This is a genomic window from Allotamlana fucoidanivorans (genome assembly GCF_045788535.1).
GTDB classification, from domain to species: Bacteria; Bacteroidota; Bacteroidia; order Flavobacteriales; family Flavobacteriaceae; genus Allotamlana; species Allotamlana fucoidanivorans.
This window is the reverse complement of the sequence record NZ_CP074074.1, coordinates 3,498,652-3,522,392: the sequence shown is the minus strand read 5'-3', so window position 1 is coordinate 3,522,392 and position 23,741 is coordinate 3,498,652. Positions and strand designations below refer to the sequence as shown.

Genomic DNA, 23,741 nt, shown 5'->3' with positions numbered 1-23,741 from the left:
TATATATTTTAAAAGTTATACGATAGTATTAATTTTTCAAAAAATATACCATTGGAAAAAAATGCCAAATTGACAGCACGTATTTTGAAGGTTGGTTGGAAGGTCAATAATTTATGTAATAACTAAAAACTTTTTTTTAACTATTATCAAGAGCCTAATGCGTCGGCTTATTTGCAAGTTTTTCTTGATGATATTCTTTTTACTCTCAAGATTAGATCTGTCATTCAGGAAAACATATTGCCAATACATTTTCTGTTTTTTTAAATGTCAATGTGTAATAATGCTTCATAAGGATTTCCTTTTAAGCCAAGTAATGTTGCAAATGCGGGTTCCGTTTTTATCCCTTCCCGCTTAAGTCGGATAACTTCTTCTTTAAATTTTTTACCATACGCTTTTAAAATTTTATGCTCAACAATCATATGCTTGTAAGCATTTTGATGTGTAGTTGAGCAATTTTGTCCGAACACCTCAATTTTAAAATCGCTACTGTAAAATGTTGCAATAGTTGATAGCACATTATTCTGGGGTTTAGTTTTAATGTTAAAATCAATCTTATCTGAATATAAGGTAGTTAGTGTTTTAGCAAATTTGAAATGGTTAGAACATTCACAAATAATATCTAAATCACTTTCGGATAAGTCAATACCAATAGGGATGGTGCCTGTTAAAATAGGATGGTATTCTGCTAGAGTTTCAAAAATGCCGAGTTCTCTTAGGCAAGAATAGGCTTATTGTTGGCGCTTATTTCCATTTTTTAGATATGTAATATTTGTAAAATCAATATTCAATGATGCACTCATGGTATAAAGCGCTAAAATTTATTTAACGAGATTAATACGTTACCCTTTTAAGCTCATTAAAAATTACAACCACTTTTTCTTTTTAAAGTAATAAAGCATCCCTAATACAATAAGAATCATGATACCCCAAACAATAAAATAAGCGTTTTTATAATGTAGTTCAGGGATGTTTTCAAAATTCATACCGTAAATACCTGCAATAAAGGTAAGAGGTATAAATATAGAAGCCATAATGGTAAGTACTTTCATGACCTCATTCATTTTATTACTAATGGTAGTCATGTACATATCCATTAAACTCCAGGTCATTTCACGGTAAATTTCTATGTTTTCAGTTACTTGGGTAAGATGATCTGCAATATCACTAAAATACGTAATTGTTTTCTTCTGTATGAGGTTGTTTTCGTTTCTATCAATGCGATTCAAAACTTCTTTCAGTGGAAAAATAGCCCGACGTAGTCGCAATACTTCGCGTTTTAAGTCTTGAATGTTTTTACTCGCGTCATCTTTTGTTTGACCTTCAAATACGGCGGTTTCAAAATCTTCAATCTTGTCTCCTAAAACTTCTACTATACTAAAGTAATGATCTACAATCGCATCCATAAGGGCATACAATAAATAATCGGCCTGCATGGTTCTAATTCTGCCTTTGGCTAAACGAATGCGTTCTCTTATGGTATCAAAAACATCTCCTTCAGATTCCTGAAATGAAAATACATAGTTACTGCCTAAAATAAAACTTACTTGCTCTGAAACAATGTTTTGCTTGGTGTCATAATACAACATTTTTAAAACCACAAAAATGTAGCCTTCATATTCATCAATTTTAGGACGCTGTGCTATATTTACAATATCTTCAAGTACTAAAGGGTGTAGACCAAAATGTGTCCCTAGTTTTTCAATTGAGGCCACATGATTGAGTCCGTTCAAATTTATCCAGGTAACGCTGTCGGTAAATTTAAATTTAAAGGTGTCTTCAACGGTTGGGAGTTCTTTTTCAAAAACATAATCTTTATTATAATCGAACGTTTCAATAAAGAGTTTGTCTTTTGATCGTTCCCCTGTGTAGATGACACTGCCTGGAACTTGTCCTAGTTTTTTCTTTGAACGGTAAAGTCTTTTTCTTGGCATTAAGAATAATTATATCCTAAAGATATGGAAATTTATACAGCTTCACCATCATCTTCATGAATCTCGTCTATGGCATCTTTTTCAACCAGTTTTACCGCTTTTTGAAGCATTAAATTATTGGGGTAGGTAATTAAATCGCCATTATCTAATCTTAAATGCAACTGAAAGGCTCTAATATCTTCAATAATCGCTTCAATAGGAAACTCTTTGTCCATAATGTTTATTTTATCTCCCACTTTATAAGGAAAAGAGAAAAACATTATGATGCCTGATGTTACATTACTTAAAATAGACCAGATGGCGAACAATGCAATGCCAAGTACCGCAAAAACTGAGGAAAAAACCACGGCCAATTCTTTGGCATCAGTACCAAAAATAAATGCCTCAATGAGCATAGCCAATAGGAATAAAGTAACGGTAACATATCTACATATCAATCGGATTCTAGCTTCATTAATTCCATTTTTCTTTGCCACTTTTGTAATGGTAAAGTTGACGATGTATCGAATAATAAGTAACGATAGTAGAACAATTCCTGATATTATAAGTTGGTCTTTATAAGAGGTAAAAAAATCTGATGTCATATATTGTGAATTAAATCAGGTACAAAGATACATTCAAAACTAATAGTTTATTCGTTTAGCATTAAGGTTTCTCTTAAAATTTTATCTTGATTTCTGTTCTTTTTCCAATATGGTGATTTTATAGATTTTAGCTTAGTGGCTTTTGTGGTTAAAACCTTGGACGTAGTTCCAAAACCACTGTTAAACGTTTCTTTCCAACCTAAAATATCATAAGGGAATTCAGGATTGAAATTAATGCTTAATGTTCTTTGTAGTTCGGGGTAAGTGATGGTATAAGTTCCAGTTTTTAGTGAGGCGTTTGCTTTAAATGCTTTTATAGGGATGTGTTTGAGTCTTGTATAAGCAAAGGCAGGAATAATGTTTATATTACCAACAGGTAAAGTACTTGGATTTACTCTTAATTGCACCCATAATTCGTTTTCTAAAACCGCTTTTTTAAGGGTAAACGTTTTATCGGCTTCACCTTGAAAATAAGAATGCGACATGATTTCAAAGGCATCATGGTTATTTAATTGAGTGTAGGCATGCCCGCACCACTCTTGAACCGAACTAGATACTTTTAAGGCGTGACCATTATTAGCCACAGGATAAAACGTACTTTGCATGATGCTATACGGATAAATACCAGTATTAAATGTTTTAGTTGCATTTAATTTTAAAACGGGAATGTTGTTTGGATTTGGGTGCTCAGCTTTAACCAGAGCATCTGGTAAAAAATCTTCGGTTACATAAATTAATACGGCTTTTCCTGTTCTTAGTTCGCCATAGCGTGCTTGTTCTAATTGATAGGACGAAATTTCGGCTTCACCAGTATACCAATAGGCCTTGAATGATTTAGATAAGGTTGGGGTAATGGTTTTTTTCTGAGCATGCGCCGCTGTATTTTTGACTAAGCTTGATGTCTCTGTATTATTTTTACATGAAACTATAAAGCATATACAACTTAAAATAATTTTTGATAGCATGCTCGTTTTTGCATGTTTTGTAAGTTTATTTGGTAAATACATACCTTAAAATTACAAAGCTAAATGGTTTCTGCAATAGCATTTAACGTTTTATAAACAAGGTGTGTAGGTAGCCCCATAACGTTGAAATAAGAGCCTTCAATTTTTGTAACCGCTATTTGTCCAATCCAATCTTGAATGCCGTAAGCACCAGCTTTATCAAAAGGTTTGTCTTTTTGAATGTAGTAGGCTATTTCTTCATCGGTAAGCGGTTTAAAGGTTACTTTGGTAATACTGTGTAACGTTTTTTCAAAGTTGTTGGTTGTAAAACAAACTGAAGAAATGACTTCATGAGTAGCATTACTTAATGATTTTAGCATGTGAAAAGCTTCAGCTTCGTTGGCTGGTTTTCCTAAGGCCTTATCTTGATGCCAAACAATAGTGTCACTCGTAATAAGAATGTCATTGGGTTTGAGTTCATTTTTAAAAGGTAAGGCTTTTAACTGAGCTAGGTAATTGCTGATTTCAAAATGTGTTAATCGCGTTGGGTATTCCTCCTTAACAGGCTTTAACCTTATTTCAAAATCTAAACCTAAATGCCTGAAAAATGCTTGCCTTCTTGGCGAACCTGAAGCCAAAATAATATGGTGGTGTTTTAGCGTGTCTTTTAGCATTATGAAAGTATTACATACTTGTATAAAAGTAAAGAAAGCATACCAAAAAGCATCACCAATTTATACATATTGCTAATATGCTTAAAGTCTTTTTTTGTTTTGGCACTAAAGGTTTTTATGGATGTGTAAATGAGAGGGCCAATAATACACACCAAAAAATAAGTAACTACCCAATACTGGTTATATAAATTAATAATCACATAACGGGTAATAAGAGCCAGAGGAATAATGTTCAATACGCATAACATATGCTTGGTACGATCTCTCCCTAAAATAATAGGAAGTGTATGCATTCCTGTTTTGTAATCACCATCAATATCTTCAATATCTTTTGATATTTCGCGTAATACATTAATTAGGAAAGCAAAAAGAGCATAATCAAAAATAGTCTTGAAAAACACCATTTGAGTTGTATGGTTTATATGGGTCATTGAGGGTACTAATTCAAAAACGCCCACAATAAGAAGACTTAACCCAACTAGAATAGAAATGATAAGATTACCTATAAAAAAAGTTCGTTTTAAATAGCTAGCATAGAGGAATAGTAGCGCAGAGATTAAAACAAATATGGTAAAAAACGCTGGCTTTTCTACCAAATGAGAAAGGTAAAAGCCTAAGCCAACGCCAATAATATTTAAGCTGAAAAACAAATTAAAAGCACATTTCTCTGAAATAGATTTACCAATAATTACACGATGCGGTTTATTGACCAAATCAGTCTCTATGTCATAGATGTCATTGATAATATTCCCCGCTGCGGCAATGCATATTGTGGCTAAAATCAAGATACTAATACCTAAACAATTTAAAGCGGTAGCAACACCAAAAGGTTCTAAAAACGCATACTTAATTAATAATTGCACAAAAGCAATCATTAAAAGGTTTTTCCAACGGATAAGGTTGAGCACGTTTAAAACCATAATATTTAATCCTCTAAGGGGTATGATTAATCGTATTTAGCCCCAAAATTACCGCTCCATTTATTTTGAACTTTTAGTACTTGTTCTATAACATCGCGCACGGCACCTTTACCGCCTTTTTTATGTGAAATATATTTTGATATAGTTTTTATCTCAGGTACAGCATCCTGTGGGCAACAAGGTAAACCAATGCCTTTCATAACAGGGTAATCAGGGATGTCATCACCCATATAAAGTACATTTTCCGATTTAATGTCTTTTTTAGTAAAATAATCATCCAATTGCTCTATTTTATTATGAGCCCCTAGGTAAATATCAGAAATTCCAAGACCTTGCAAACGTTTTCTCACGCCTTCATTAGAACCTCCTGAAATAATACAAACATTAAATCCTTTGTCAACCGCTGTTTTTAAAGCATACCCATCCTTTATATTCATGGTTCGTAGCATCTCACCCGAAGTTGTTACGGTTACAGAGCCGTCGGTTAACACCCCATCTACATCAAAAATAAAGGTGGTAATGTGTTCTAAATATTCTTTATAACTTTTTTCTTCCATGGGTTTGTTGAATTGCATCTGTTAGCAAATTATAAATGTCTTTATGCTGTGGGTTGTTCAATAATTTTAAATGTACATTAATTGTTTTTTTGTCATTGCGCAGGGCAGGACCTGTTTGCGCCATGTATGGCGACATGGTCTGAATTTTGTTTGCTGTTTCTAAGATAAGCGGTTTTAGCAAGTCAAATTCTGCGCCTTCACTTTCTGTAATTTCATGACCAATACGGTATAATTGGTTGGTAAAATTATTTACAAAAACGGCAGCCAAATGTAAAACGCGGCGTTGCGGACTGTTTACACGTTTAGTAGGGCTTCCCATACTTGCCGCTAATTTTTTTAGTAACGGATAACTTTTTTTATCAAGGGTTTCAATACAAATAGGGACGTTAGAAAAATCTATTGCTGCGTCTTTACTTAAACTTTGTAATGGGTATAAAACGCCACGTTTGTGTTTTTTATCTAAATCTGAAACATTAACACAGCCCGAGGTATGTACCACCAACCTATCATTAAAAGGTAATTGTGAGGAGAGTTTTGCCACAACATCATCACTTACGGCTAATATGTAAACATCGGCCTGTTTAAGTTGTGCTAGGTCATTAGTAATAGCAACCGTGTTTTCAAAATGTTTAATAGTGTCTAAACTTCTGTTATACCATTGAATGACAGAGGCTTCTTCGCTTTTGCGTAAAGCTTTAAAAAAATGCGTGGCTACATTGCCTGCGCCCAATATTACTACTGAAATCATAACCGCTAAAATAGTCATAAATAGCCTATTTAAAAACCTATTATTTTATCTTTGTTGGTATGGAGAAAAAAGATTTAAAAACCAGAGCTGATGTTTATTTGTTAGTGTCTTCATTTTATGATAAGATAAGAGAAGATAAAGAATTAGGCCCTTTTTTTAATAATCTCATTCAGGATTGGCCTGCTCATATTGAAAACCTTACCGACTTTTGGGAATCGAGTTTGTTTTTAAAAACACGCTATTTAGGAAATCCTCTTGAAGCTCATGTTAAGGTAGATCGAGAGAACAATCATTGTATTACAGAAAGGCATTTTGGTTTATGGTTAAACTTGTGGTTTGAAACCATTAATGAACTTTTTGAAGGTGATTATGCTGAAAACGCAAAGCATCGTGCGCGTAAAATGGGTACCTTCTTATATATGAAGATTTTTGAAGCAAGACAGCAATGATGCTTAGTATTCTAGCCGTAATAGCATAGCTTTTCAATGCTGGCTTTTTTCACTACTTTAACATTTGCCAATAAACTTAAATCCTTAAATTTGCACGACCTCAAACAATGGGTTGTAATTATGCAAAAAAAAATCGCTAACATTCTTTTTTCTACGCGTCTAACTGCCGTCTTATTTATTGCTTTTGCTGCCGCTATGGCTATAGGTACTTTTTTAGATGCAGGACAGGACACCTCACCAACACCTTACACTAGAAATCTTATTTATAATGCCTGGTGGTTTGAAGCCATTATGGCATTTTTTTTAATAAATTTCTTAGGCAATATTTACCGTTACAGATTATTTAGTAAAGAAAAATGGGCTACCCTTGTTTTACATGTGGCTTTCATTTTTATTTTATTAGGTGCTTTTATTACCAGATATGCAAGTTTTGAGGGGATGATGGCCATTCGTGAAGGTGCTACAGAAAATACCTTTTTATCACAAAAAACATATATCACCGCACTTATTGATGGCGATTATAAAATAAATGGTGTGCCACAACGCTTGCCTATTGAGCGAGAGGTGGACTTTTCTGGGCGCTTGGAGAATGAATTTAAAGTTGAAACAAAATACGATCAGCAAGCTGTAACGATTGAATTAGAAAAATTTATTGTAGGAGCAGAAGAAGACATTGTTCCAGATGAAAATGGAGAGGAATACCTAAAAATTGTGGAAGCAGGTGGCAGTGGTCCGCATTCACATTTTTTAAAAGTGGGGCAAATACAGAATATTCATAATATTTTATTCACCCTAAACAAGCCTACAGACGGAGCTATTAATATTACTTATGATAAGGGAGAATTAAAGATAAATTCACCTTTTGAGGGAGAGTATATGACTATGGCAACCAGAGCACAAGGAAAACTCTATAAGGATAGCTTACAGCCGTTGCATTTAAGGTCACGGTATGTAATTGGTAATATGCAATTAGTGATGCCAAACCCAGTAGTAAAAGGGGTTTTTGATATCGTTAAGCCTTCGGGTATGCTTAAAAGCAGTAATCAAGATGGTGTGAAATTAAACATTACTACGGGAGGAGAAACTAAAAGTGTGAGTCTACTGGGAAATCAGGGAAGTAGCGGTATGTTTAAGCAAATCCATGTTGGGGGTTTAGATTTTGCCTTTAAGTATGGTTCAAAAGTATTAGAACTTCCTTTTTCTATCAAACTGAATGATTTTGAAGCTGAGCGCTACCCAGGTACAGAACGTGGATTTTCGGCCTATTCTAGTGAGGTTACCGTGATTGATGATAGAACTGGAGATTTCGATTATAAAATTTACATGAATAATATTCTAGATCATGATGGCTATCGCTTTTTTCAGTCGAGTTTTGATCCGGATGAAAAAGGTACCGTCTTGTCAGTAAATCATGATTATTGGGGCACTTTAATTACTTATATAGGTTATCTTTTGCTGTATTTTGGTTTAATGGCTATACTATTTGTTAAAGGATCTAGATTTGGTGATTTAAAGAGGCATTTAGAAAATGTAAAAGCTAAAAAAGCTAAGTTAATTTCTGTAATAGTATTGTGTTTTGGTTTGTCTGCTATAGCACAAGAGCATAACCATGCAGACCACGGTGAAAATGATGGACACAATCATTTTGAAAGACCTTCGGTAGAACAGCTTGATTCTGTTTTAAAGGCCAATATTACACCTAAGGAACATGCCGATAAGTTTGGTCATTTAGTCATTCAGGATTTAAGCGGTAGAATGATGCCTGTAAATACCTATGCTTCTGAAATGCTTCGGAAGCTAAGTAAAAAAGATACGTATTTGGAGTTTGATGCGAATCAGGTTTTTCTATCCATTCATGAAAACCCTATGCTATGGCAAAGCCTTCCTGTTATCTACTTAAAACCTAAAAAAGGCGATTCTATAAGAAGTTTAATCGGGGTGCCTAAAACACAAAAATATGTAGCATTTACAGACTTTTTTAATGAAAAAGGTCAGTATAAATTAGGTCCTTTTTTAGATGAAGCTTATAAGGCTCAAGTGCCCAATGGTTTTCAAAAGGAGTATAAAGAAACAGATCAACGTGTGAGCTTGTTGTTTAATGCTATTGAGGGCTCTTCATTGCGAATATTTCCAATTCCTGAAGATTCCAATAATAAGTGGATTTCTATTCAAGATTACAGACAAAATATAGCCATAATAAAAGATTCTTTGTATGCTAATTTTGTTAAAAATGGGTTTAATGCCTATTTATACACCTTAAATCAAGCGAAAAAAACAGGTGATTTTAGTGAAGCTGAAAAACTTTTAGAAGCCTTTAAAAAGACTCAACAACGCTATGGTAGTGAGGTGATGATTAGTGACGATAAGGTGAAAACTGAGATTTTGTATAACAAATATGATATTTTTAAAAAATTATTCAGTTGGTATTTGTATGCGGGTAGCATTATGTTTGTTTTACTTGTTGTTCAAATATTTAGGGATAAAAATAAAACCCTTGATATATCTGTAAATGTGTTTAAGTGGATAATAGCTGGGTTATTTTTGTTGCACACTGCAGGCTTAATTGTACGCTGGTATATCTCAGGGCATGCCCCATGGAGTGATGCTTATGAGTCCATGATTTATGTGGCTTGGGCTACTATGTTTTTTGGTTTGGCCTTTGGAAGAAAAAGTAACTTAACTTTAGCCTCAACGGCTTTTGTTACGGCTATGATTTTAATGGTTGCCCATTGGAATTGGATGGACCCTGCTATTGCCAATTTACAACCTGTTTTAAATAGTTATTGGCTGATGATTCATGTGGCGGTTATTGTAGCCAGTTATGGGCCGTTTACCCTCGGTATGATTTTGGGTATTGTATCGTTATTTTTGATGATTTTTACTAACAAATCCAATAAAATTAAAATGGATTTGAATATTAAAGAGTTAACCATAATCAATGAAATGTCTTTAACCGTTGGTTTAGTCATGCTAACCATTGGAAACTTTTTAGGCGGTATGTGGGCCAATGAAAGTTGGGGACGTTATTGGGGTTGGGATCCTAAAGAAACATGGGCACTTATTAGTATTATGGTTTATGCTTTTGTTATCCATATGCGATTAGTACCAGGTTTAAGAAGCCGATGGTTCTTCAATTTAATGTCTATTGTGGCTTATGGTAGTATTTTAATGACCTATTTTGGGGTGAATTTTTACTTGGCAGGATTACACAGTTATGCTAGTGGCGATCAAATAGTAAGTGTTAAGTTTATTGGTATAGCCTGTGCTATTTTAGCGGTTGTAGGGTTTTTTGCCTACCGTGGATATGCTAAGTTTTATAAAAAATAAGACTTAAATATACCTCACTAAATAGTTGTATCCTAAACTAAAAAGGATAGCAAGGCCGAAACTGAGCAAGGTACCAATAAGTATGTATTCTGTTAGTTTTCGGTCTTTTGCTTTTGATAAATCGCCAAAACGGAACACAGATTTAGCCGCAATTAAAAAACCTACACCCTCCCAATGGTTGGTTATAATAAAGGCAAATACAAATAAGCGCTCTAGCATACCAATATAAGCACCGGCGTTGTTTAGAGAGGCTTCGTTGGTGTATTCTTTTAAATCCCATTTAGATATTAAGGTTTTCATAATGATGGAAGATACCTTTGTAAGGCAGATGATGCAGGTTAGTAGGAGTAGGGTTTTCGAATTAAAAAGTTGATTGAAATTAAAGGAATAGGGTTCGTAAATTTTTACTACAACAACTAAGATTACTATATGTGCTAACTGGTCTAGACCAAACAATAATCGGTTATTCATTTTTGATTGAAGATTAACTTTTAGCGCATCAATAAAAAAATGAGAAATACCAATAATAATAATACCTAACCAGTATTTAAAGCTAAATTGTAATACAACTATCAAGGTTATAATGTGTATAAGAATATGCCAGTAGAGGTACTTTGATTTGTGTTTGTAGGTTTCTTTATGAATCACCCATCTTTGGGGCTGAAATAAAAAATCTCCAATAATGTGAGCAAGGAAAAGTTTAATGGCTAGAGCTAGCATAAAGTACGTATTTGGGTATTATAATAGGTTATGAGTTTTGATACTTCATCAAACCCCGCACGCTTTAAACCTTGGCTGATGTTGCCTTGTGTTTTGTTTAATAAGTTTGCCAGTTCTATTTGGTTTAAATCAGGGTGCTCTAAAGCAGTTTTAACAAGTGTGGCAGTGGTGCTGGTCCAATGATTTATTGTTAATTGAGCGAGGTCTAGCATAATATTGATGGTGGTATCAAAAGTACTAAAAGGAGAACGTATAGCTAAAGTCGTTTTTTTTAAATTTTCAAAACATTCTCCAGAATGAATAAAGGCACTACCGTTCGATTCGGTAATTGAATTGGCAGCATAGGTTTTTTCGCCAATACCTATGGCTAATCGCACATCCATGGTTTTAAATTGTTTAACAGTTGCCTTTATTAATATGCAAGTTTTTAAAGCTTGTTTGGGGGAGACTTCTAATTGAAAGCTATCACCCCTATAAATCTCCCAGATTTTTGGAGGATCACCATATTGACTAAACACAAGTTTTAAAGCCTTAAGCCATGGTTCAGGAGAACTTCCTTTAGAGTTAATAATGTCACCAGTTATGATGCTAGTCATACAAAAAAATCAGTGTTATATTCAAATGTAAAACTTTTAATGTAAAAAATCAAATTATTATTAAAAAAGCTAATATTTTAAATTATTAGTTATTTGAATAATATTTTAAAAAATTAATATTTGAGCAAATAATAATGAACATGTAGTTAATGCAAGTTTATTAAATAATGAAACTAATTATCTTTACAGTTAAAAACAAGATGTATGAAGTTAATCAAAGAATTTAAAGAGTTTGCAGTAAAAGGAAATATGATGGATATGGCCATAGGAATTATTATAGGTGCTTCCTTTAACAAGGTTATTGATGTATTGGTGAAAAAAGTGTTTTTACCTCCTTTATCGTTGTTAACGGATGGCGTTAACTTTCAAGATAGAAAAATCATATTAAAAGAAGTAGTAAAAGATGGTAGTGGTACTGTACTTACCGATGAGGTGGCTATTGGCTATGGCGCATTAGCTGAAGCATTTTTAGATTTTTTAATTATAGGATTTACGGTTTTTATAGTGGTTAAGTTTATGAATCGCTTAAGAAATAAGGCGCAAGATCCCAAAAATAAAACCGTGGCTACACCTAAAGACATAGAATTACTTACTAAGCTTAATGATTTAATGGAGGAGCAAAATCAACTATTAAAGTCAAATAACACATGAAATAATGGCTAAAACGGGCAAAGAAAAGAACACAAAGAATAAGGCTAAACATGCCAGACTAGTAGCGCAGAAGAAAAATAAAAAGCGCGATGAAGTGCATTCCAGAAAAGAAAGGCTTAGAAATATTATTAAAAAGTCGAAAGAAAATTCATCTAATTCAAAATAAAGGGTATTTTTAGGTTTTATAACCTACTAAACCTAAAACTATGAACCGACTTATTATTACTTTGGTGTTGTTTTTTGCAACGCAAACTTATGCTCAAAATGACTTAGACTCCATTAGTTTTGATACTAACCAGTATCAAAAAATTATAGATAGTATCAATAATTCGTTTACGTATCAAACAGGAACCGTAGAGCTGAAGGATGGGCTAGCAACAATAAATGTTCCAAAAGGGTTTAAGTTCTTAGATAGCAAACAGAGCAAGTATGTGTTAACAGATTTATGGGGAAATCCGCCAGGAGAAACCTTAGGTCTTTTATTCCCTGATAATATGACACCTATGCATGATGCTTTTACTTATGCCGTAGAGATTGAATATGCAGAGGAAGGCTATATTGATGATGAAGATGCTGAAGATCTTGACTATGATGATTTACTTGAAGAGATGCAGGCCGATATCATTTCGGCTAATCCACAGCGTATCGAGCAAGGTTACCCTACTATGGAGTTAATAAGGTGGGCATCTGCACCATATTACGATCAAGAAAACAAAAAATTACATTGGGCTAAAGAATTGAAGTTTGAAGATGCAGAGGTGAATACACTAAATTATAATATTAGAGTGCTTGGGCGTAAAGGCTATTTAAATCTTAATGCCATTGGAGATATTAATATGCTTGAGACTTTTAATCAGGATAGAGATGAAATTATTCAAAGTGTCGAGTTTTCTCCGGGAAATAGGTATTCTGATTTCAATCCTGATATTGACCAAGTGGCAGCCTATGGAATAGGAGGGTTAATAGCTGGAAAAATTTTAGCAAAAGCGGGCTTTTTTGCATTGCTCTTAAAGTTTTGGAAATTTATAGCCATTGGAGCTGTTGCTTTATTCAGCGGTTTTAGAAAGAAACTTTTTGGAAAAAAGAGCTGAACCTAAATAAAAAAGAGTCGTTTTTTAAGCGACTCTTTTTTATTTATAATATGTTTACTAGATTTTGATAGCGTATTTCATTAAAATCTTTTATAACTAAATCAGCTTTGCTGTAATCTTGATTTTTAGAATGAAAACTGTCATATCCCACACAGTAAATACCCGCCCCTTTTGCAGCTTCAATGCCATTTGTAGAGTCTTCAATAACCATGCATTCATTTTGTGAAAAACCAGAGGCTTCTGCAGCTTTGATAAAAATTTCAGGATGAGGTTTTGAGTCCTTTAAATCACCACCACTAAGTTTTGCAACAAAATATTGATTTAAATCAAACCGATCAAAAATTTGATTAATACTAATCATCGCGGCCGATGAGGCTAAGACTAATGTAAGTCCGTTATTGTGATAATCTTTTATTAAATCTAAAACACCATCAATTAACCCCAAATCCGAATTATGATCAAAAAAATGTTTGTAATGCTTACGCTTGATCTCTACTAATGTTTCAGGGTTTTCTTCTAAATTAAAATGATCGCAAAGTCGCTTACATATATTTATAGTTGATTGCCCTGTAAAAGACTCATAAAGTTCTGGAGATACTTCAATGCCAACCTCATCAAACATATCGTGGTAAGCTTTATTATGCATGGGTTCACTATCAATAATTACCCCATCCATATCAAAAATAACAGCCTTTAGCATTTTATATTTTTTTTGCGAAGATATAGATTTCAAGGCAACTACCCAATCGGTATTATGAATAGTAATTTTGTACTTTTACAAATGATAATTTTAAAAATACATTAGGCTGTTATCAAACAACATATAAATCTCCATAGAAACAATAAGCATAAAAACGGATATAATTTAAAGGCTTTAAGTAGTGAATATCTGCCATTAAAACCATTTGTTTTTGAGAATGCTTATGGAAATTTGAGTATTGATTTTTCAAATCCTAAAGCTGTGAAGGCTCTTAATACCGCTTTATTATTTAAAGATTATAATATTAGGTATTGGGATTTTCCTGATGATAATTTGTGTCCGCCAATTCCAGGAAGAGCTGATTATATCCATCATTTAGCCGATTTTTTAAAAACAAAAGGCATAACAAAAGGTATAAGGGTTTTAGATGTTGGTACTGGAGCAAGTTGTATTTATCCGTTGCTAGGTCAAGCGGAATATCAATGGACTTTTGTAGCTACAGATGTGGACAACATGTCATTGAAATGGGCACAACGTATTGTTGCTAAAAATCATTTGAAGGATACTATTGAGTTGAGACATCAACCCGAAGTTGATTGTATTTTAAAACATATTGTAAATACAAATGAGTTATTTACTTCATCTATGTGTAATCCGCCATTTTATAAATCTGAACAAGAAGCTTTAGAGGCCACGCAAAGAAAACTAAAAGGTTTAGGAAAAAATTCAGAAGAATTCACTAGAAATTTTTCAGGGAAACATAATGAATTGTGGTATAAGGGAGGAGAAAAAGCTTTTATACATAACTATTTGTTTGAGAGTATGCTGCATTCTAAGCAGTTTAAATGGTTTACTACTTTAGTGTCTAAAAAAGACTTGGTGAGAGGTATTAGGGTATCACTAAAAAAATTAGGAGCAACAGAAGTAAACGTTATAAATATGGGGCAAGGGAATAAGGTGTCTAGATTTGTGGCTTGGACGTTTAACTAAAGGGTTTATACTTAAAGAAAAAGGAACCCATTAAAGAGTCCCTTTTTCAGATTGAATTTCTGCTAAGTATATATAAATGATTTTCTTTATTTATGATAAATTACTGTTAAAATGGCCATATAAGTGGTACAATGAGTAATGAAATTAAGAAGAATACAAATAGTAGTGGTGCACCAACTTTTAAGTAATCCATAAATTTATAGCCACCAGCTGTCATCACCATAGCATTTGTTGTGGTACCAATTGGTGTTAAAAATGCTGTTGAAGCACTAATAGCAACAACAATCATGAATGGAGCAGGAGAGAGGTTTAATGATTCGGCAGCCAAAATAGCAATTGGTGCCATCAAAACAGCTGTTGCAGAATTACTAATAACCTGACTAAAGGTCGTGGTTAATAAAAATACGCCTCCAAGTAATAAAACAGGGTGAATAGCACCTAGGTGCTCAACTAGTGTGTTGGCAATTAATTGCGCCGTTCCTGTTTTTTGTAGAGCCACACCCATAGGAATCATAGCGGCAATCATAACAACACTTGTCCAGCTAATACCTTTATATGCTTTTGAAATAGGCACACAACCAGTAAGCAAAACAACACCTGCTGAAATTAATGCGGCAATTGAACCTGGTACAATCTTGAATACCATGAGCAAAATCATAAGTAATAAGGCGCCCATTGCAATATAAGACTTTGAATTCAAGCTGTCTACATTTTTAGCCATCCCCTCAGGACTACCTATTATTACAAGGTTTTCATGTTGTTTTTTCAGGTCATCAATGTTTTCCCAGGTACCTCTTAATAGAAATGCATCCCCAGCTTTAACTGTAATTTCTTTGTCTTGTAAAGGGGTATTATTTCTTGAAGCAGCAAGTAACTGGATTCCAAATCTACGGAAATAGTCTCCAAGTTTATATTTTCTCCCTACCAAGATAGAATTAGGGTTTACAATAACTTCTGTCATTCCTACCTCTTGGTTAATGAGATTGTTTTTAAGTTCATCTGTAATGGGTTCTAACGGTAGCAGCCCCAATCTGAATTTAATCATCAATTTATTAATTGCTTCAGTTTCACCTTTTACAGTTATGATATCGTGATAGCGTAACTCTGTTCCCATGCTAGGAAACTCTTCATAAGCTGGAATACCTTTTAGAATATTTGGATGTCTTCTTTTTAATCGAATGATGATAACATCATAATCTCTTTCAAAATGCCAATCTTCAAGTTTTGTATTGATAAGCGGTGAAAGACTTCTTATTCTTAGGCGGTAATACCCGTCATCAACTTTATAAGCTCCAATCCAATTGTGAAGTGTAGATTCAATATTTACAGGTTTATTATTTGTTCTGTTACTAGGTAATAGTTTGTAACCAACATATCTAAAATAGAGTAGGGCAACAATTAATAAAGGCACACCAATTAATGAGAATTCAAAGAATGAAAAGCCCTCAAATCCAGCTTCAACCAAAGCATTACTAGCAATAATATTTGGTGGTGTTCCTGTTAAGGTTAAAAGTCCACCAGTATTAGATCCAAAGGCCACCGGCATAAGCATTTTTGAAGGCAAAGTACCTATGCTCCATGCAGATGATATGGTTAAAGGCATCAAGGTTGCAACAGTACCTGTATTACTTACAAATCCAGATAAAACACCAGCTCCAAGTGATACAATAACCAGAAGTTTAGGGACACTTTTGCCTGCCCATTCTACAAACTTTTTACCAGCCATAGCGGTCCAGCCAGTTTGGGCAATGCCCTCTCCTACAATAAATAAGGCAGCAATCATAATAACTGTGGGGTTGCTAAAACCACTTAAGGTTTCTGTAGGAGTTAAAATACCTGTTAAGAATAGGGCTAGCATAGACATGAGTGCAACAATATCTGGGGTGAATTTTCCCCAAATAAAAAGCCCAATTGTAATGACTAAAATAGTGAGCATTAAATAGATCATAATATATAATTCTTTTAGCTAATACACTCCCTAAGAGTGCTTGATTGTTTACGGTGTAAAACTACATGCGATAATCTCCAATTATTATGATATTAGTCATTATTTTTGCGAAGCGCTCATTTTTTAATAATTGTGATATTTTTACAATTTTATTTATAAATGACATAAGCGAAAACGTGATAGTAATTTTGCTTATTTAGATATTCATAAAAAAGCACACATTTTTATGATTTAGATTTTTGTAATTAACGTAATTCATCTAAATTTTATTAAAAAAACATACGAAATTGTAGAAATATGAAATTAGATATTCTGGCAATAGGGGCTCATCCTGATGATGTTGAATTAGGCTGTGCGGCCATAATAGCCAAAGAAGTGACCAAGGGAAAAAAAGTAGGTATTTTAGATTTAACACAGGGAGAGTTAGGTACTAGAGGTACTGCCGAAACCAGAAAAAAAGAAGCTAAGGAAGCAGCTGATATATTGGGTGTATGTGTTAGAGAAAATTTAGGCTTTGCTGATGGGTTTTTTATTAATGATAAATCGCATCAATTAGAAGTTATAAAAGTTTTAAGAAAATACCAACCAGACATTGTATTGTGTAATGCTATTGATGACAGGCATATTGATCACCCTAAAGGAAGTAGGCTAGCTAGTGATGCTTGTTTCTTAAGCGGATTAATAAAAATAGAAACCTATTTAGAAGATAAATTACAGCAATCTTGGCGGCCAAAACAAGTATATCATTATATGCAATGGAAGAATATAGAGCCCGATTTTGTGGTTGATGTTTCTGGATTTATGGATATTAAAATGAAGGCCGTCCTGGCTTATAAAACACAGTTTTACGATGCCAATAGTAAGGAACCTGAAACCCCAATTTCAAGTAAAAATTTTACCGATAGTGTTATCTATCGAGCTAGAGATTTGGGTAGATTAATAGGTGTGGAATATGCTGAAGGTTTTTCGGCTGAACGTTATGTGGCTGTTGATAGTTTATTTGATTTGAAGTAGTTATGAACACTAGAATTTTAAATTTACTTTTTTAAATAAAATATTGAAAAAAGTCTTTGTAGATAACGTTGAAATCGTTTACATTTGCACACGCATTGCAAAAATGCCAAAATGGTGGTTGTAGCTCAGTTGGTTAGAGCGCCTGATTGTGGTTCAGGAGGTCGTCGGTTCGAGACCGATCTTCCACCCAAAAATACCAAGCCTTTCAATTTTTATTGAAGGGCTTTTTTTGTTTTTAGACTCTCCTTGTTTTATGGAAACTTAGTGCAAGTTCATAATTGTCTATTTTCTTTATAAACATTATTTTCGGGAAAAATATAAATGCTTAATCATGCATGACTATTCATGTAGGAGGTTAAGTTTAAACTAGACTAATTAAACTAAACGTAAAATATGGCAGTTAAAAACCTCTTAGGTATACTTTTTATATGTTTTATACATTCACTATCAATGGCTCAAATAGTATTGTTAGGAGATAACGCACCTTTTGATAATGTTTATGACGGTGATTTTTCAATGGTTTGGGGATATTGGAGACGAGCAGAGCAATCGCCATATTGGAAAACTTCCATCATCAAAGGAGAAGATGAAAAAGCTATTGGGCTTCATCAAGGTAGCTTGTTTTCAATGTGTGAAGAGTCCATTGCGGAATCTAAGGTTTTAAATTCTAATCCAAAATATCAAGAGCCAAAAGTTGGTGATATTATTAATTGGAGCTTTGGTGCCGATTTAGAATATATTAGTGAAGGTACGTTATCATTAAGTTTAGTTTTTGGTGATTATGAGCGGGTATTGGCAAAAAAAGTAAAATTAAAAGGATCAGATAAGATCACAGAACATTTTCAAGGTATTTATAGGATTAATAATCAGGATGCCTCACAAGGACTTCCTTTTGTTAGAGTAAGGTTTTATTCTCAAAAAGATATAAAGGTTTATTTAAACTATGTCAATATAGCGGTTCAAGCACCAGAGTTTGCGGGGCCAAAACTTAACGGAAAACAAAAGCAGGAAACTATTGCTTTAAGTTGGACTGATGTTAATGCAGATAGTAGTTCTATATTTAAAGTTTATAGAGGCCAGGCCAGTTTAAAAGGAAATATGGTCTACCATGTAATTGGAGAAACACCCAATAACTCGCTTATTGATAGTAGTTTTATACCAGGAGTAGAATATACTTATGTGGTAACGCGGCTTAATAAAGAAGAGTCTGTTGGTTCTAATAAATTGACAATTAGGCTTAAAGATGGTAGTCAACCGCTCCCTCCATTAAATGTAGCTACTGAAAGTTTTGATGCAGAAGTAAAAGTTTCTTGGGATAAAAGTCTCAGTAAAGATGTCTCCTATTATTCGGTATATCGAGGTGATGCACATGGACAAAATAAGGAACCCATTGCCTATCATTTGAATGCAACGAGTTATTTAGATTTTACACCATCCAAAGGTGTTGAAAATACATATTGGATTTATGCACATGATTACAGCGGAAATAGAAGTGAGGCTTCTAAATTAAGTAAAGCCAAAGTGAAAATGGTAAAAGGCGCTTCATTTAGTGATTTAATTAAACCCATGCCCATATTTAAAAAGTTGAGCGCTAATACTTGGGGAGCACCAGGTGTTGTACCAAGAGATATAGACAATGGTATTGAAGATCCAAACTGGAGCTATTGGGGAGGAAGACCTGTTAAAGATAAAGACGGCAAATACCATATGTGTGTTACCAGATGGCCAGCAAATGCTACAAAAGGACATTGGGAGTGGCCAAACTCAACAGTTGCCCATGTCGAGTCTAACGAACCTACTGGTCCATACAAAGTTAAAGATAGTATCGCTTATCAATTTGCTGACGGTTTTGGTCATAATCCAGATATTGTTCTTTTAAATGATGGGTCTTATTTGCTGTATTCTTTAATCGATTGGGAAGCACATTTGTTTAAATCAAACACTATGAACGGACCATGGAAACATTTAGGTATTATGGAAGTAGATACTGAGGGGGCTCCTGAAAAACCAGAACTTTTTTATCGCTTTTATAGAAACTTGTCTGGAGTGCAATTGTTAGATGATACTTTTTTATTTGTAACCAAAGGAGGAGCCATTATGAAGAGTAAGGGAAGCAACCCATTGGGGCCTTATAAAGTTATTACCAAGCCAATACAAGGCAATATAATAATACCCGAGAAATATAGAAATTCAAATTATGAAGATCCTGTTTTGTGGAAGGATGATGTGCAATTTCATATGATTATAAATGCGTTTTGGGATTATAGGGCTATTTATTTAAGATCTCCAGATGGAGTAAATTGGAAATTTAATCCAGGTACGGCCTACACTGCTAATAGCACAATGTATGAAGACGGTACAAAAACATATTGGTATAAATTAGAAAGACCTCATATACTTCAAGATGAATTTGGTAGAGCAACCCATTTATCACTGGCAGTTATTGATGTTCCAAAGGCTGATGATTTGGCGAGAGACAACCATAATTCAAAGAATATAATAGTACCCTTAACTAAACATAAGCGATTAAAATTATTAAATAAAGACTTGATAACGAATACTACAAAGACCATAAAAATTCTTGTAATTTCTGAAGACGGATTTGATGCTCAAAATGATATAAATTTAGCCTCCTTAAAATTTGGAGCACCAGAAGTTGTAGATTTTGGAAAAGGAGCTTCTGTAAAAAAAGTGAGAAAACAAGGTAACGACTTAATAATTGAATTTAATGGACAAGGAAATGGTATTACGAACGCTAATTTTGCAGGAAAATTGCTAGGTAAAACTACATCGGGAGAGCTTATAATTGGGTATGTTAAATTAAAAACTAAATCAAAATAAAAAAGCCCAAAACTAACGTTTTAGGCTTTTGGTGACCGGGCTGGGGCTCGAACCCAGGACCCTCTCCTTAAAAGGGAGATGCTCTACCAACTGAGCTACCAGGTCAATATTTTTTCGCTATCCTATTGCGGTTAGCGGGTGCAAATATAAAACCTTTAATCAATAAAACAAGGCTTTGATAATCGAAATTTTAACCCATTTTAAAAGTTGAGGTTAACGTGTTGATAATTAGTGTTTTGTTTGGGTTGTTTGTAGAATAAAAAAGCCCGAAACTAGAGTTTCAGGCTTTTGGTGACCGGGCTGGGGCTCGAACCCAGGACCCTCTCCTTAAAAGGGAGATGCTCTACCAACTGAGCTACCAGGTCAATATTTTTTCACTATCCTAGTGCGGTTAGCGGGTGCAAATATATAATCTTTAATTAATAAAACAATGCTTTTTTTGAAGAAATTTTTGTTTTTTTGCACCGCTTTAATCTATGTTTTTAATAATCAATTTGTAAGGTAATAATGATCATTGTATTAATAGGCTATATGGCCTCAGGAAAGACATCAATTGGAAAAAAACTAAAAGATAAATTAAATTACAATTTTATTGATTTAGATGATTTAATTGAAGAAAAAGAAGATATGTCTGTTACCAATGTTTTTAAAACTAAAGGTGAAGTATATTTTAGAAAGCAGGAAGCTTATTATTTAAAAGAGGTTTTAAAATCTAAAGAAGATATCATTTTGTCAGTGGGAGGAGGAACGCCTTGTTATAGCAACAATATGAATACTATTTTAGAAGCCCCTCATGTAAAAAGCATTTATTTAAAAGCCACAATTCCAACGCTTGCAGAAAAGCTTTTAAGAAAAAAAGCAAAACGTCCTTTAATTGCTCATATCAAAACTTTAGAAGAGATGACCGAGTTTATAGGTAAGCATCTTTTTGAGCGTATATCGTTTTACAATCAAGCCGAAATTCATGTCTCAATTGATGGAAAGGAAAAAGATGATATTATTGAAGACATTCTATTAGAGCTATTCTAATACGGCCTCAAATATTTTTCCGTCTAAGATGACATTAACGTGTTCATGTAAAGAAGTTGATAGCGATATTCCTTTGAAATCAGCTTTTACTGGATATTTTTTATGATTTCTATTTACTAGTACGGCTGTTTTGAATTGTTTTAAAGGTACATCCAAAAAATGTCTTACACCATAAATGAGGGTAGTCCCAGAATTTAAAACGTCATCAACGAGAACTAATGATTTGTTTTGATACGCTTCAGAGGATAAAGACGTTGTAATTTCTGTCCAAGGTTGTTTTTTATCAACATGAACCTCACAAAGAATAGGCGTTATATCTGAAATCTTTTGAAGCACCTGCTTTAATTTTTTAGCTAACATATAGCCATTGGTACTAATTCCTGCCAATATAACTTCCTTTTCGTCCACATTACTTTCATATATCTGAAAGGCAATACGTCTTATTTTATGATTAATCTGCTGGTGATTTAGTATGACGTTATTTTCAACATCCATAGTGTTCGTTGTAAAATTAAAAGATAAAATTACTCATTTTCATTCGTAAAATCATCAATATCTCGTCTATCTTTTTTTGTAGGTCGTCCGGTACCTTTTTTTCTGTAATAGTCTTTAGAATATTTTAATAATTCTTTGGCTTCAAAGGCTTCTTTAGGGGTTTGATCGGTTCTATAAATATCTACCAGTTTGGCTCCTACACGATTAGGCGGTAAGTCATTAATCTTAAGTTTATACCTAATTTGGTCTTTGCGTAGTTCAATAACGTCTGTAGCATAAACTTCTCTGCTAGGTTTTGCAACATCTTCATTTACACGTACTTGTCCTTTTTTGCAAGCCGCAGTTGCTTGTGTTCTGGTTTTATAATATCTAACGCACCATAAGTACTTGTCTACCCGCATGTAATTATTAATAAAACTTAGTTAATCTTGTTGCACAACTTTACAATTATATTGTATCTTGCGACCTCAAAAATAAGGAATAATATAGATTCCTGCCTATAAATCTAAATTCAAAATTTGCAGGCTAAAATAGCAATAAATTTTAGGCAAAAATAAATATTGAAAAGAATGAAGTTCAAGATATTAAGTTTAGTTTTCTTGTGTTTTAACCTATGTGTTGTATCATGTAAAAAAGATGATAATGATATTCCTGTAATTCCAGAACGAGATAGAACAGAACAGCAAGAGGAGGATAAACAGTTGTTAATAGACTATTTAGAGACCCATTATTATAATGCCAGTGATTTTGATGGGACTAACCCTAATCCCAATCCTAGTATTTCAGACCTTATTATTACTAAATTAGAAGAGGGAGAGAGTGTTCCTGAAGGAAGCAGATTGTTAGTAAATGATACATTGATGAAGCTGGTGACTTTTGCGGAAACCAAATATGAAGTTTATTATTTAGACTTAAATACGAATGTAAACCCAGAGGCACCATCACCAACTTTTGCTGATAATGTGGTGGTGAATTATGAAGGGTTTACTTTAGATAATAAGGTTTTTGATAGTGCTGCTACACCAGTAACTTTTGATTTAACCTCATTAATACCTGGATGGAGAAAAGTAGTACCTGAGTTTAGAACGGCAGAAGATTTTGTAGAAAATGAGGATGGAACGGTTGACTTTTTAAACCATGGGGTAGGTGTTATGTTTATACCTTCTGGATTGGCCTATTTTTCAAGTGGAACAGCCGGGATTCCAGCGTATTCTCCTATTATTTTCAAGTTTGATTTGTATCAGATGTCTGAAAATGATCATGATGAAGATAATGTGCCGTCTTATAAAGAAGATATTGATGGTGATGGCGAACTTACAAATGATGATACAGATGGTGATCGTATACCTGATTTTTTCGATCCTGATGATGACGGTGATGGTGTAAATACAATAAATGAAGATCTTGATGGACCTGATGGAAAAGGGGATGGAGATCCTACAAACGACATTGGTAAAAATGGAATTCCTAAGTATTTAGATCCAGAAGAAACAGAGTCTAATCTTAACTAAAATATAAAAGCCTCCCGATGT

23 protein-coding genes, 3 tRNA genes and 1 pseudogene are annotated in these 23,741 nt (G+C 33.7%); 11 read left to right on the top strand and 16 right to left on the bottom strand.

Annotated elements, in window-relative coordinates:
* Positions 1-260: 260 nt before the first annotated feature.
* The 8 genes and pseudogenes from KFZ70_RS14870 to KFZ70_RS14835 all read right to left on the bottom strand — a co-directional run.
* Positions 261-704, bottom strand: a pseudogene (locus KFZ70_RS14870) (DUF4269 domain-containing protein); the annotation flags it as partial.
* A gap of 159 nt (positions 705-863) precedes the next feature.
* Positions 864-1,931, bottom strand: coding sequence for a magnesium/cobalt transporter CorA (gene corA / locus KFZ70_RS14865; protein ID WP_139698447.1), 1,068 nt, complete (start codon positions 1,929-1,931; stop codon positions 864-866).
* Positions 1,932-1,963: 32 nt separating this feature from the next.
* Complete coding sequence (locus KFZ70_RS14860) at positions 1,964-2,515, bottom strand: mechanosensitive ion channel family protein (protein ID WP_139698446.1); 552 nt, start codon at positions 2,513-2,515, stop codon at positions 1,964-1,966.
* Positions 2,516-2,562: 47 nt separating this feature from the next.
* The gene (locus KFZ70_RS14855) at positions 2,563-3,480 is read right to left on the bottom strand and encodes a septum formation inhibitor Maf (protein WP_233244094.1); all 918 of its coding nucleotides are present in this window, start codon (positions 3,478-3,480) and stop codon (positions 2,563-2,565) included.
* A gap of 59 nt (positions 3,481-3,539) precedes the next feature.
* Positions 3,540-4,133, bottom strand: coding sequence for a Maf-like protein (locus tag KFZ70_RS14850; RefSeq protein WP_139698444.1), 594 nt, complete (start codon positions 4,131-4,133; stop codon positions 3,540-3,542).
* Positions 4,133-5,041, bottom strand: coding sequence for a geranylgeranylglycerol-phosphate geranylgeranyltransferase (locus KFZ70_RS14845; protein WP_407515681.1), 909 nt, complete (start codon positions 5,039-5,041; stop codon positions 4,133-4,135). The genes KFZ70_RS14850 and KFZ70_RS14845 overlap by 1 nt, the downstream gene beginning before the upstream one ends.
* A gap of 38 nt (positions 5,042-5,079) precedes the next feature.
* Positions 5,080-5,610 (bottom strand): HAD family hydrolase, encoded by a 531-nt coding sequence (locus KFZ70_RS14840; RefSeq protein ID WP_139698442.1) that lies wholly within the window; start codon positions 5,608-5,610, stop codon positions 5,080-5,082.
* A complete protein-coding gene (locus KFZ70_RS14835) occupies positions 5,591-6,376 on the bottom strand; it encodes a DUF2520 domain-containing protein (RefSeq protein ID WP_317128561.1) in 786 nt (261 codons plus the stop codon). Before KFZ70_RS14835 ends, KFZ70_RS14840 begins: the two co-directional genes overlap by 20 nt.
* A 41-nt stretch (positions 6,377-6,417) precedes the next feature.
* On the opposite strand from KFZ70_RS14835, the gene KFZ70_RS14830 reads away from it, so the two are divergent.
* A complete protein-coding gene (locus KFZ70_RS14830; RefSeq protein WP_139698441.1) occupies positions 6,418-6,807 on the top strand; it encodes a group III truncated hemoglobin in 390 nt (129 codons plus the stop codon).
* A gap of 120 nt (positions 6,808-6,927) precedes the next feature.
* Positions 6,928-10,134, top strand: coding sequence for a cytochrome c biogenesis protein (gene ccsA, locus KFZ70_RS14825; RefSeq protein WP_139698440.1), 3,207 nt, complete (start codon positions 6,928-6,930; stop codon positions 10,132-10,134).
* Between the two features lie 3 nt (positions 10,135-10,137).
* Here ccsA and KFZ70_RS14820 read toward each other — a convergent pair whose 3' ends face one another.
* The gene (locus KFZ70_RS14820; RefSeq protein WP_139698439.1) at positions 10,138-10,854 is read right to left on the bottom strand and encodes a DUF3307 domain-containing protein; all 717 of its coding nucleotides are present in this window, start codon (positions 10,852-10,854) and stop codon (positions 10,138-10,140) included.
* Complete coding sequence (locus tag KFZ70_RS14815) at positions 10,848-11,450, bottom strand: transcriptional regulator (protein WP_139698438.1); 603 nt, start codon at positions 11,448-11,450, stop codon at positions 10,848-10,850. The genes KFZ70_RS14820 and KFZ70_RS14815 overlap by 7 nt, the downstream gene beginning before the upstream one ends.
* 204 nt (positions 11,451-11,654) lie before the next feature.
* Here KFZ70_RS14815 and mscL point away from each other — a divergent pair, with 204 nt between their 5' ends.
* Genes mscL through KFZ70_RS14800 form a run of 3 tightly spaced genes read left to right on the top strand, consistent with a single transcriptional unit; the run spans position 11,655 to position 13,192 of the window.
* Complete coding sequence (gene mscL / locus KFZ70_RS14810) at positions 11,655-12,101, top strand: large conductance mechanosensitive channel protein MscL (RefSeq protein WP_139698437.1); 447 nt, start codon at positions 11,655-11,657, stop codon at positions 12,099-12,101.
* 4 nt (positions 12,102-12,105) lie between these two features.
* Entirely contained in the window at positions 12,106-12,267 is a 162-nt protein-coding gene (locus tag KFZ70_RS14805) for a hypothetical protein (RefSeq protein ID WP_199240694.1), read from the top strand.
* A gap of 40 nt (positions 12,268-12,307) precedes the next feature.
* The gene (locus tag KFZ70_RS14800; RefSeq protein WP_139698436.1) at positions 12,308-13,192 is read left to right on the top strand and encodes a DUF2167 domain-containing protein; all 885 of its coding nucleotides are present in this window, start codon (positions 12,308-12,310) and stop codon (positions 13,190-13,192) included.
* Between the two features lie 43 nt (positions 13,193-13,235).
* On the opposite strand, the gene KFZ70_RS14795 is transcribed toward KFZ70_RS14800, so the two are convergent.
* Positions 13,236-13,892 carry an HAD family phosphatase gene (locus KFZ70_RS14795; protein ID WP_139698435.1) on the bottom strand — a complete coding sequence of 219 codons (657 nt, stop codon included), beginning with the start codon at positions 13,890-13,892 and terminating at the stop codon, positions 13,236-13,238.
* Between the two features lie 111 nt (positions 13,893-14,003).
* Here KFZ70_RS14795 and rlmF point away from each other — a divergent pair, with 111 nt between their 5' ends.
* Positions 14,004-14,882, top strand: a complete 879-nt coding sequence (gene rlmF, locus KFZ70_RS14790; protein ID WP_199240696.1) for a 23S rRNA (adenine(1618)-N(6))-methyltransferase RlmF — start codon at positions 14,004-14,006, stop codon at positions 14,880-14,882.
* Positions 14,883-14,988: 106 nt separating this feature from the next.
* On the opposite strand, the gene KFZ70_RS14785 is transcribed toward rlmF, so the two are convergent.
* Positions 14,989-16,830, bottom strand: a complete 1,842-nt coding sequence (locus KFZ70_RS14785; RefSeq protein WP_233244093.1) for an SLC13 family permease — start codon at positions 16,828-16,830, stop codon at positions 14,989-14,991.
* Positions 16,831-17,127: 297 nt separating this feature from the next.
* Here KFZ70_RS14785 and bshB1 point away from each other — a divergent pair, with 297 nt between their 5' ends.
* The 3 genes from bshB1 (at position 17,128) to KFZ70_RS14770 (ending at position 20,685) form a co-directional block, all read left to right on the top strand.
* Positions 17,128-17,844 (top strand): bacillithiol biosynthesis deacetylase BshB1, encoded by a 717-nt coding sequence (bshB1, locus tag KFZ70_RS14780; protein WP_139698433.1) that lies wholly within the window; start codon positions 17,128-17,130, stop codon positions 17,842-17,844.
* 113 nt (positions 17,845-17,957) lie between these two features.
* Positions 17,958-18,033, top strand: a tRNA-His gene (locus tag KFZ70_RS14775).
* Positions 18,034-18,294: 261 nt separating this feature from the next.
* Positions 18,295-20,685, top strand: coding sequence for a hypothetical protein (locus KFZ70_RS14770; protein WP_158293225.1), 2,391 nt, complete (start codon positions 18,295-18,297; stop codon positions 20,683-20,685).
* Positions 20,686-20,714: 29 nt separating this feature from the next.
* Here KFZ70_RS14770 and KFZ70_RS14765 read toward each other — a convergent pair.
* Together KFZ70_RS14765 and KFZ70_RS14760 are read right to left on the bottom strand one after the other, a co-directional pair.
* Positions 20,715-20,790 (bottom strand) — tRNA-Lys (locus tag KFZ70_RS14765).
* A 184-nt stretch (positions 20,791-20,974) separates the two neighbouring features.
* Positions 20,975-21,050: transfer RNA gene (locus KFZ70_RS14760), tRNA-Lys, on the bottom strand.
* 142 nt (positions 21,051-21,192) lie between these two features.
* On the opposite strand from KFZ70_RS14760, the gene KFZ70_RS14755 reads away from it, so the two are divergent.
* On the top strand, positions 21,193-21,714 hold the full coding sequence (locus KFZ70_RS14755; RefSeq protein WP_139698431.1) for a shikimate kinase: 522 nt from the start codon (positions 21,193-21,195) through the stop codon (positions 21,712-21,714).
* Here the strand turns inward: KFZ70_RS14755 and KFZ70_RS14750 are convergent.
* The gene (locus KFZ70_RS14750) at positions 21,706-22,209 is read right to left on the bottom strand and encodes a phosphoribosyltransferase family protein (RefSeq protein ID WP_139698430.1); all 504 of its coding nucleotides are present in this window, start codon (positions 22,207-22,209) and stop codon (positions 21,706-21,708) included. The genes KFZ70_RS14755 and KFZ70_RS14750 overlap by 9 nt on opposite strands.
* Before the next feature lie 29 nt (positions 22,210-22,238).
* Complete coding sequence (locus KFZ70_RS14745; protein WP_139698429.1) at positions 22,239-22,610, bottom strand: RNA-binding S4 domain-containing protein; 372 nt, start codon at positions 22,608-22,610, stop codon at positions 22,239-22,241.
* 168 nt (positions 22,611-22,778) lie between these two features.
* On the opposite strand from KFZ70_RS14745, the gene KFZ70_RS14740 reads away from it, so the two are divergent.
* The gene (locus tag KFZ70_RS14740; protein ID WP_139698428.1) at positions 22,779-23,720 is read left to right on the top strand and encodes an FKBP-type peptidyl-prolyl cis-trans isomerase; all 942 of its coding nucleotides are present in this window, start codon (positions 22,779-22,781) and stop codon (positions 23,718-23,720) included.
* Positions 23,721-23,741: the final 21 nt, after the last annotated feature.